Source organism: Kitasatospora sp. NPDC096077 (assembly GCF_040303245.1).
GTDB lineage: Bacteria > Actinomycetota > Actinomycetes > Streptomycetales > Streptomycetaceae > Kitasatospora.
The window spans coordinates 40,139-49,521 of record NZ_JBEOSV010000065.1; the positions used below are offsets into that span (position 1 = coordinate 40,139).

Sequence of the window (9,383 nt, forward strand, 5' to 3'; positions counted from 1 at the left end):
ACGCACAGGTCATGCTACTGACGGGTAGTGGTGGTCTGGGTCACACCGGGCGGATTGATCGTTCTGCGGGTCTGCGCCCCTGCCCGGGCACCGGCCGCTACGCTCAGCCGACGTGGGGAACGCTCTCCCCACCTGCGCGTCTTCAGGGCCACCGGGCCACCGGGGCCACCGGCCAGTGGAGGGCCCGCCCGATGGAAAAGCGTCACCTCGGCCGTACCGGCCTGCAGGTCTCCCGCCTCGGTCTCGGCACCATGACCTGGGGCCGGGACACCGACGAGCACGAAGCCGCCGAGCAGCTCAAGGAGTTCGTCGACGCCGGCGGCAACCTGGTCGACACCGCCGACGTGTATGCGGACGGCGGCGCCGAGTACCTCATCTCCCGGCTCACCGACAACCTGATCCCGCGCTCCGAACTCGTCATCGCCACCAAGGCGGGCAGCGTCCCCGAGTCCACCCGTCGCTTCGACGGCTCCCGCGGCCACCTGCTCGCCGCCCTGGACGCCTCGCTGCGCCGGCTCGGCACCGACTACGTCGACCTGTGGCAGGTGCACGCCTTCGACCCGACGACCCCGGTCGAGGAGACCCTCAGCGCCCTCGACATCGCCGTCTCCTCCGGCCGCGCCCGCTACGCCGCCGTCTGCGACTTCAGCGGCTGGCAGCTCGCCAAGGCCGCCACCTGGCAGCGCGCCCACCACGACCGGATGCCGCTGGCGGCGGCCCAGTTGGAGTACTCGCTGCTGCAGCGCGGCATCGAGCGGGAGGCGCTGCCCGCCGCGTTGGACGCCGGGGTCGGCGTCCTCGCGGGCTCGCCGCTCGGGCGCGGGGTGCTCACCGGGAAGTACCGGCACGGCATCCCGCAGGACTCGCGCGGCGCCTCGCCGTACCTGTCCGGGTTCGTCCAGCCGTACCTCGGGGAGCGCTCCCGGCGGATCGTGGACGCCGTCGCCACCGCCGCCGACGGGCTGGCCAGCAGCCCGCTCGCGGTCGCGCTGGCCTGGGTCCGGGACCGGCCCGGGGTTGCGAGCGCGCTGGTCGGAGCACGTACGGTGGCCCAGCTGCAGGCGGCACTGTCGGTGGAGGCGCTTACGCTTCCGGGAGAGATCCGCGGCGCGCTGGACGACATCTCGTCGCCGGTGCACCGCTACCCGGACCAGGGGTGGACGGAGCTGTAGCCGCCCCCGTGGCGGGTCGTCGAGCAGAACGTGCAGTGGAACGTGCAGTGGAGTGACCTTTGGAGCGGACGACGATGAGTGACACGGGCAACGGCGCTCCGGAGGAGACAGCGGCCTCGCCGACCGGCAAGGCGGCGGAGCTCGCGGCGGTCATGGAGCAGATGCGCCGGATCGAGCAGCGGGCGGCGAAGCCGGGGGCCCACCGACTGGGCCGTACCGAGCCGAAGGCTCCGGCGGCGCAGGAGGCCGAGAGTGCCGACGGTGCCGAGGACGTCGAGGATGTCGAGGTGGAGGACGCCGGGTCCGCGGCCGCCGAGGAGCCGGCAACCGATGGTTCGACGGCTCCCGAGCCGGCCGCTGCGGCCGTCCCCGCCGACCCGCCCGCCCCGGCTGCCGTAGCCGCGCCGACCCCTTCGGTCGGGCAGCCGCCGGAGCCGAGCGCGGACGTGCTCCGGCGGACCGCCGAGGTGCTGACCGCCGGTGGCGCCCCGGCCGAGCTGGCGGCCGCCGCAGTGGCCGCCTTCGGCGACGACGCGGCCGCCCGGCTGGGCAAGGACCCGTGGGCGGTGCTCGGCCTGGCCGGTGTGCGCCCGGAACACGCGGACCACTTCGCCCGTGGACTGCTCGGCGCCGAGGCCACCCCGGACGACAAGCGCCGGGCCCAGGCCCTGGTGGTCTGGCTGCTGGAGCAGGCGGCGCTGCGCGGGCACTCGGCCCAGGCACTGCCGGACGTCGCCGCCGGGCTCGAAAAGCTCCGGATGCCGGAGCCGGCCGCCGCGATCGGGCACGCCGTCGCGGACGGACGGGTACTGCCCTTCCAGGAGGAGCTGACCGGCGCCGAGGCGCAGGCGGCGGGCGGCGGGGAGGAGGACGAGCCGCCGACCCGGACGCTGCTCGCGCTGGAGGGGCTGGCGATGGCGGAGGTCAGCCTCGCCGAGAAGCTGCTCCAGCTGATGGCCACCTTCGTACCGGGCGAGGACGCCGAGCCCGAGAACGCCGAGACCGAGGACGCCGAGTCGGCGGACGCCGGGTCCGCGGAGGAAGCGGAGGAGCCGGAGGAAGCGGAGGAGCCGGAGGACGCCGAGGCCACCCCCGTCGCCCCCGGCCCCGCCGCCTGGGAGGCGGCCGCCGAGGCGGCGTCGTCCTCCTCCGCCACCGCCCTGATCCGGGCCGTCGCCGACAGCCCCCTCGTCCTGCACACCGGCGGTGAGGCGGCCCGCGCCGAGCCGGCTGCCCTGGTCGCCGCCGCCCGGAGGCTCGGGCTGCGGACCTGGGCCGCCACCTGGACCGACCAGGGCAAGGAGTCCTTCGACTCGCTCGGCGAGGCCGGGACCCCGGTGGTGACCCTCGCCGAGCTGCTGTCCGGTACGGCCGGCCCGGGCCGGGCCGCCGACGGCACGCTCGCCCTGGACCTCCTGGTGGTGCTGGACGCGCAGCTGCTGGACGTCGAACTGGCGGCCGTCGTGCTGGAGTCACTCGCCGACGGCACCCGACTGGTGCTCAGCGGGGACCCGGGGCAGCTCTGGTCGGCCGGCCCCGGCCGGTTCTTCGCCGACCTGCTGGCCGCCAAGGTCTGCCCTGCGGTCGCCTCCCGCACCCCCGACTTCGGTCCGATCGGCGAGCTGGTCTCCGGGGTCGGCATCGGCGAGCTGCAGCCGGTCGAGGCGCCGGACAAGGAGGTGGTCATCCTGACCGCCAAGGACGGCGGCGAGGCCGTCCACCGCGCCGTCCAGCTGCTCACCGACTCCATCCCGCGCGCGCTCGGCATCCCCGCCGAGCAGGTGGTGCTGCTCACCGCGGGCCACGGCGGACCGGCCGGCACCCGGGCGCTGAACGCCGCCGCGAAGGCCCGGCTGAACCCCGGCCCCGGCCGCTTCGGCGGGTTCGACCCGGGCGACCGGGTGGTGGAGTCCCCCGCGCCCGGGATCACCCGCCCGGCCCGGGTGCTGGACGGCGACGCGACCGGCCTGCACCTGGAGTACCCGGACGGCTCGCGCCGGACGGTCCCGCCCGCCGAGGCCGGCCGGCTGCGGCACGGCTGGGCGCTGACCGTCCACCAGGCGCTGGGCCGCCGCTGGCCCGCCGCGGTGGTCGTGGTCCCGGAGGACGCCGGGCCGGCGCTCTCCCGGCAGTGGGTCTACACCGCGTTCGGGCGCGGCGAGCGGCACCTGTCCGTGGTCCACGCGGCGGGGCCGGCGCTCGCCCAGGCCGTCGCCGAGCGCCCGGCGCAGCCGCGCACCACCCGGCTTCGGGCGGTGCTGGCGGAGAACACGGCCGCCGAGCAGTAGCCGGCGGGCGGTTCACGGACGGAGGGCGGGCCCGGTGTTCCGGGCCCGCCCTCCGTACGCGTGCGTCCGACGTCAGTCGTCGGGGTCCTCGTCGTCGTAGACCTCGCTGACGTCGAACCGGCAGATCAGCAGCTGCGGGTCGGCGTGCTCGAACGGCTCCGGCAGCCACTCCCCCGGCTCGGTCGGCTCGGCCGCCGCGACCCAGAGCGTCGAGTCCGCCTCCTCCAGGCCGAACTCCTCGCTGCGGGCGGCGATCTCGTCCGGCTCGTACTCGCCGAACAGCACGCCGATCGCGGAGTTGACGCCGCCGGCACCACCCGGGGTCAGCGACTCGTCGAGCCGCTCGGCCTGCGCGCGCAGCCGCTTGGGGTCGACCACGTGGTAGTCGCGGCGGATCAGCACGCTGATCGCCTCGGGCTGTTCCGGGCCGTGGTAGCCGCCCGGTCCCTCGTCGCCGGGGATCTCGAAGGGCGTGACCTCGTCGTAGACCTCGTAGAGGAGTTGGTCGTAGGCGATGGCCGCCGTGGCGAGCTGCTCGTAGGCAGTGGACACGGCGGGATCATCAGCTGCGTTGGGGCTTGACACCGCTTCCAGATGACGGTCGATGGCGGCCTTGACCGCCTCAGCGGCGGCGCGTACCTCGGCAATGGTGGGCTGCGCGGCATCAGACATGGTGCAGACGCTATCTCCCCTCGGCGCCGGTACGCACAGCGGTTGTCACCTACACCCGCGATTTCACCGCAACTTCCCCCCTGATGTCCGATTCCGTCGCTTCTGTCCCCCGGCAGAACCGGCGCGGGCCGGGCGCGGAGGGCGCGCGACCGGTCCGGCGGGGCCGTCCGGGTACCGCTTCGCGCGCCGGTATCGGGGTATCCCCTCCACAGCAGCAACAGAACTGATGCACTGTCAGACGAGCGCCCTGGTCGCCCGCCGTCGAACCGCCGCATCGGGACGGGAGGACGGCCGGAAATACCCGGGCCGACTGTCCGGGGCAGGCCGTAGGCTTGCGTGCAGGTGATCCTCAGGAGGAGCGTTTTGACCCCACCGAAGCCGGTCCGGCAGCCGGAGTACGAGTACCAGTCGTTGCGCATGCCGCGCGGCACCACGCGCAATGCGGCACGCCAACTGCTCACCGAGCACGCCGAGTACGGACACTGGGAGCTCGACCGGCTGAGGCTGTTCCCCGACGGCAGCCGGACGGTCCGGCTGAAGCGGCGGATCATCCGACAGATCCGGAGCTGGTGACGGGCGTCACCCCGAACCCCTGAGGAAGTCCCCGCCGGGCTTTGAAGCACCCGCGGCCGCCCGGTGAACGGGCGGCCGCGGGTGCTTCATTCATTCCATGGGACCAGGAGGACCGGCGGGTCCGGCGGAACCGGCGGAACCGGCGGACGGGTCCGCCGACTCGGCCCGGGCCGGGCCCCTGGACTCAGCGGGCGCCGGCGCGGGCGCGGCGGTAGAGCACACCGCCGCCGATCAGCAGCGCGAGGCCGGCGGCGCCGAGCATCTCCACGTCACCGGCGCCGGTGTGGGCCAGCTCGGCGCCCGCCGCGACGTTCTGCGCGCTCGGCGCGTTCTGGGCGGCGGGGGCGGCCGGGGTGTTGGTGCGGGCGGCGGCCGGAACGGCCTGGGTGCCGCCGCCGTTCGGCGCCTGGGCGGCCGGGGCGGCGGTGCCGGCGGAGCCGCCGTTGCGCGAGCTGCCGGTGCCGGTGTCACCACCGGCGACGGGCGGCGGGGTGCGGCCCTCGGGGCAGTCGTCGGTCGGCTTCGGGGCGGGCTGGGCCACCGTGCCGCAGCCGTTGCCGAAGGCCGGGTTGCCGACGCCGACCACGTTCACCGAGTTGCCGCAGGCGTTCACCGGGACGTGCACCGGGGCCTGGACGTTGTTGCCGGAGATCACCCCGGGCGAGCCGGCGGCCGTGCCGGCGGCGGAGGCGCCCGAGGCGGTGGTACCCCGGCTCGCACCGGTACCGGAGGCGGCACCGCCGCCGGGTCGGCCACTCTGGCCGGGCCGCGGGGCGGCGTGGCGGCCGCCGCCGCTGACATTGGCGCAGTGGTTGCCGTACGACGGGTTCAGCACGCCGATCACGTCGACCGTGTTGCCACAGGCGTTGATCGGTACCTCGACCGGCACCTGAACCGAGTTCCCCGAGGCGACACCCGGTGATCCCGCGGCGGCGCCCTGCGCCTCGGCGCCCGCATAGGCGTAGCCGGCCGTCGAGGCCAGCACGCTGCCGGTGGCCACGGCGGTGAGGATCCCCTTCTTGGCGACATTCCTCATGATTTCCCCTGACGTTTCGAAACGGCGTGGCGACCTTGACATGAACCTGTATTAAAGTCGGAATTTTGGTCCATCCGGAAATCACCCAAGGTCTTCGACTGCACAGGAGTTAACGAGGGGCAAACGGGGAGGTTGAGCCGAACGAAGCAGCTTCACCCGATCGAGCGATCGGGGCGGTCGGACCTTGCCGAGCCCCCCGGAACTCCTGGCCGGCGGGCGCGCCCGGCCCCAGCGGCCCGGGTCGCGCAAAGGCCCCCGGCGCGACGCGTCCGCCGCCCGGGGGCCGTTCTCAGCCTGGCTCAACGGGCTTCAGTGGCCCGGAGGTTGACTCAGAAGTTGGCGCAGTGGTTGCCGAACGCCGGGTTCAGCACGCCGATCACGCTGACGGTGTTGCCGCAGAGGTTCACCGGGACGTGCACCGGGACCTGAACGCTGTTGCCCGAGACGACACCCGGGGAGCCCACGGCCGCACCCTCGGCAGCGGCACCGCCGTGGGCGGACGCCACACCGGCGGCGGCGAGCACCAGGCCACCAGTGGCGGCGGCGACAGCGGCGATCTTCTTGACCTTCATCATTCCTCCTGTACGGACAACGCAACCCGTTCGGCGGGCTGCACAGGGATGAACGACGCTGCGGCAAACGGGGTACGGAACAGATTTGCCATTCACTCGCAACGGTGAGGCTTCGCACAGATGATCAACACGGATTTCCATAGCTGAATCGTTTCTGTTGATCTCTTTCGACCCGTCCCACAATCATGAGCTCGGACAATGCGGTCGGCCCGCCCCCGGCACTCCGGGAGCGGGCCGACCCAGTCGTCTGATCAACCGGCGCGCGATCAGCAGGCGCGCGATCAGCAGGCGTCGATGAACCGGTCCAGCACCCGGACGCCGAACTTCAGGCCGTCCACCGGCACCCGCTCGTCCACGCCGTGGAACATCCCGGCGAAGTCCAGCTCCGGCGGCAGCTGCAGCGGCGCGAAGCCGAAGCAGCGGATGCCGAGGTCCTGGAAGGACTTGGCGTCCGTCCCGCCCGACAGGGTGTACGGCACGGCGCGGGCGATCGGGTCCTCCGCGCGCAGTGCGATCTGCATCGCCTCGACCAGCGCGCCGTCGAAGCCGGTCTCGATCGCCCGGTCCGAGTGCAGCGACTCACGCTTCACGCGCGGGCCGAGCACGCTGTCCAGCTCGGCCAGGAACTCCTCCTCGTAGCCGGGCAGGAAGCGCCCGTCGACGTGGGCGGTGGCCTGACCGGGGATCACGTTCACCTTGTAGCCGGCGCCGAGCATGGTCGGCTGGGCGGTGTTGCGGAAGGTGGTGCCGATCATCTTGGCGATGCCGCCGAGCACCCGGACCACCTCGTCCATGTCCTCCGGGTCCAGCCGGTACCCGAGCACGTCCGACAGCTCGTCCAGGAAGGCCCGCACGCTCGGGGTGATCCGCAGCGGGAACTTGTGCCGGCCGAGCCGGGCGACGGCCTCGCACAGCTCGGTGATCGCGTTGTCGTCGTTCGACATCGAGCCGTGCCCGGCCCGGCCCTCGACCGTCAGGCGCATCCAGTGCATGCCCTTCTCGGCCGTCTCCACCAGGTAGAACCGGGCCTGGTCGTTCACCGTGAAGGAGAAGCCGCCGACCTCGCCGATGCCCTCGGTCACGCCCTCGAACAGCTCCGGGTGCTTGTCCACCAGGAAGCGCGCGCCGTACGTGCCGCCCGCCTCCTCGTCGGCGAGGAAGGCGAGCACCAGGTCGCGCGGGGGCTTGCGGCCGGTGCGCAGGCGGTCCCGGACGACCGCCAGGGTCATCGCGTCCATGTCCTTCATGTCGACCGCGCCGCGCCCCCACACGCAGCCGTCGGCGATCTCGCCGCCGAAGGGGTCGTACGTCCAGTCCGCGGCGTTGGCCGGCACCACGTCGGTGTGGCCGTGGATCAGCAGGCCCGGACGGGAGCGGTCCTCCCCCTCGATCCGGACCACGGTCGAGGCCCGCCCCTTGGCCGACTCGAAGATCTGCGGCTCGATCCCGAACTCGGCGAGCTGCTCGGCCACGTACTCGGCGGCCTTGCGCTCCCCCGGACCGGACCCGTCCCCGTAGTTGCTGGTGTCGATCCGGATCAGATCGCGACAGATCTCGGCGACCTCCGACTCAGCCGTCACCTTCGGCGCCGCCGACTCGCTCCGCTCGCTCACGGTCACTCCTCGTCTTGGGCCCGCACCGACGCACCAGCGCGCCTCCCCCAGGACCTGCACCCGGGCCGTACGAGCACGTCCGCCCATCCTCCCCCAGCCCCCGATCCCGATCCAGCCCCCGCACGCCCCCGAAACCCGCTGGTCACACCCCCGCCACAGGCCGCCCCTTGCCCCCGCCACCAGGCCCGCTCCCCGCTCCGGAGCCGTTTTGGGACCCCAAGCCGATCTTTGCTACAGTTACATCTGTCAGCGCGACGGACGAGAGATCGGAAGCCGCGAGGACGACACCTGGTCCGGGTGGCGGAATGGCAGACGCGCTAGCTTGAGGTGCTAGTGCCCTTTATCGGGCGTGGGGGTTCAAGTCCCCCCTCGGACACCGAACAAGAGGACCCCAGTTGATCTGGGGTCCTCTTCGTTTTCCGGTTCGTTTTCCAGCGGGTTCGGCGGTGCGGGTACCGCGGCTCGGCGGCAACGCCCTTGTCGTGGACCGCAGTTCGCCGTCCGGCCCCGGCCGGGGTCGGACGGCGTCGGCCGGTCAGGCCCGGCGGGTCTCGCCGATGGCGCTCTCGATGCCCTGGACCATCCGCCACAGCGGGGCCCGACGGCTGGCGACCAGGACCACCACGTCGTCGCCCTCGCCCTCCGGCGCGGAGTCGGCGGGGCGGTCGCTCCAGGTGGAGGTGACGAAGGCCATCGCCGCGTCCACCTCGGCCACCCAGTCGCTCTCGCCGCCCGAGCGCAGCCAGGTGCGCAGGGCGTGGTTGTGCGCGGCGACCACGGCGGCCGCGATCACGTCGGCGCGCAGGGGGCCGTCCGGGCGGTCGGCGTAGCGGCCGCGCAGGTAGGCGGCGAGGGTGTGCTCGTAGCGCCAGACCACCGACAGCTCGTACGCCCGCAGGCCGGGGACCTTGCGGGTGAGGCGGTAGCGCTGGACGGAGAAGGAGGGCTGCTCGGCGTACATCCGCAGGACCAGGCGGGCGGCGTCGCAGGCGTGCTTGACCGGGTCCTCCTCGCCGCTGCCGGACTCCAGGAACTCCGTCATCTCGGCGAGGCTGCGCTCGTGGTCGGGGAAGACCACGTCCTCCTTCGCCGGGAAGTAGCGGAAGAAGGAGCGCCGGCCGACGCCGGCGAGCGAGACGATGTCGTCGACCGTCGTCTGCTCGAAGCCCCGCTCCAGGAAGAGCTCGAAGGCCGCGGCCACCAGCGCTTCGCGCATGGCCGGCTTCGAGGGCCCGTCGTTCATGGGCAGGTCCTGCTCTTCCTTCTCGCTCATTCTCCGGAACTTAGCACCGGCGCAACGGGTCGGCCCCGACGGCCGGTGGGTGGAGCGGGTCGGCCGTCGGGGCGGGTGGGGGCGGTCGTTACGGGAGGTTGCGGGCCATCACGATCCGCTGGACCTGGTTGGTGCCCTCGTAGATCTGGGTGATCTTCGCGTCCCGCATCATCCGCTCCACCGG

Annotated in this window: 9 protein-coding genes and 1 tRNA gene; 4 read left to right on the forward strand and 6 right to left on the reverse strand. The window is 73.2% G+C overall.

Annotated features, from left to right (window positions below):
* The first annotated feature begins 191 nt into the window (after positions 1–191).
* The gene (locus ABTZ03_RS35360) at positions 192–1,172 is read left to right on the forward strand and encodes an aldo/keto reductase (protein ID WP_350517272.1); all 981 of its coding nucleotides are present in this window, start codon (positions 192–194) and stop codon (positions 1,170–1,172) included.
* A 74-nt stretch (positions 1,173–1,246) separates the two neighbouring features.
* A complete protein-coding gene (locus tag ABTZ03_RS35365; RefSeq protein WP_350517273.1) occupies positions 1,247–3,460 on the forward strand; it encodes a helix-hairpin-helix domain-containing protein in 2,214 nt (737 codons plus the stop codon).
* Positions 3,461–3,532: 72 nt separating this feature from the next.
* Here the strand turns inward: ABTZ03_RS35365 and ABTZ03_RS35370 are convergent, their stop codons facing one another.
* Positions 3,533–4,132 carry a hypothetical protein gene (locus tag ABTZ03_RS35370; protein ID WP_350517274.1) on the reverse strand — a complete coding sequence of 200 codons (600 nt, stop codon included), beginning with the start codon at positions 4,130–4,132 and terminating at the stop codon, positions 3,533–3,535.
* A 363-nt stretch (positions 4,133–4,495) separates the two neighbouring features.
* Here ABTZ03_RS35370 and ABTZ03_RS35375 point away from each other — a divergent pair, with 363 nt between their 5' ends.
* On the forward strand, positions 4,496–4,705 hold the full coding sequence (locus ABTZ03_RS35375) for a DUF5703 family protein (protein WP_350517275.1): 210 nt from the start codon (positions 4,496–4,498) through the stop codon (positions 4,703–4,705).
* Positions 4,706–4,889: 184 nt separating this feature from the next.
* Here the strand turns inward: ABTZ03_RS35375 and ABTZ03_RS35380 are convergent, their stop codons facing one another.
* The 3 genes from ABTZ03_RS35380 to ABTZ03_RS35390 all read right to left on the reverse strand — a co-directional run bounded on the left by ABTZ03_RS35380 (position 4,890) and on the right by ABTZ03_RS35390 (position 7,926).
* Positions 4,890–5,741: a chaplin gene (locus ABTZ03_RS35380; RefSeq protein ID WP_350517276.1), complete on the reverse strand. Its 852-nt coding sequence runs from the start codon at positions 5,739–5,741 to the stop codon at positions 4,890–4,892.
* 329 nt (positions 5,742–6,070) lie between these two features.
* Positions 6,071–6,313: a chaplin gene (locus ABTZ03_RS35385; RefSeq protein ID WP_400921070.1), complete on the reverse strand. Its 243-nt coding sequence runs from the start codon at positions 6,311–6,313 to the stop codon at positions 6,071–6,073.
* A gap of 281 nt (positions 6,314–6,594) precedes the next feature.
* The gene (locus tag ABTZ03_RS35390; RefSeq protein ID WP_350517278.1) at positions 6,595–7,926 is read right to left on the reverse strand and encodes a M20/M25/M40 family metallo-hydrolase; all 1,332 of its coding nucleotides are present in this window, start codon (positions 7,924–7,926) and stop codon (positions 6,595–6,597) included.
* Between the two features lie 291 nt (positions 7,927–8,217).
* Here ABTZ03_RS35390 and ABTZ03_RS35395 point away from each other — a divergent pair.
* A tRNA-Leu gene (locus tag ABTZ03_RS35395) sits at positions 8,218–8,302 on the forward strand.
* A gap of 159 nt (positions 8,303–8,461) precedes the next feature.
* Here the strand turns inward: ABTZ03_RS35395 and ABTZ03_RS35400 are convergent.
* Both ABTZ03_RS35400 and ABTZ03_RS35405 read right to left on the reverse strand, forming a co-directional pair.
* Positions 8,462–9,142 (reverse strand): TetR family transcriptional regulator, encoded by a 681-nt coding sequence (locus ABTZ03_RS35400; protein ID WP_350517281.1) that lies wholly within the window; start codon positions 9,140–9,142, stop codon positions 8,462–8,464.
* Between the two features lie 145 nt (positions 9,143–9,287).
* Positions 9,288–9,383 (reverse strand): acyl-CoA dehydrogenase family protein (locus ABTZ03_RS35405; RefSeq protein WP_157849844.1); only part of this gene is annotated, 96 nt, incomplete at its 5' end.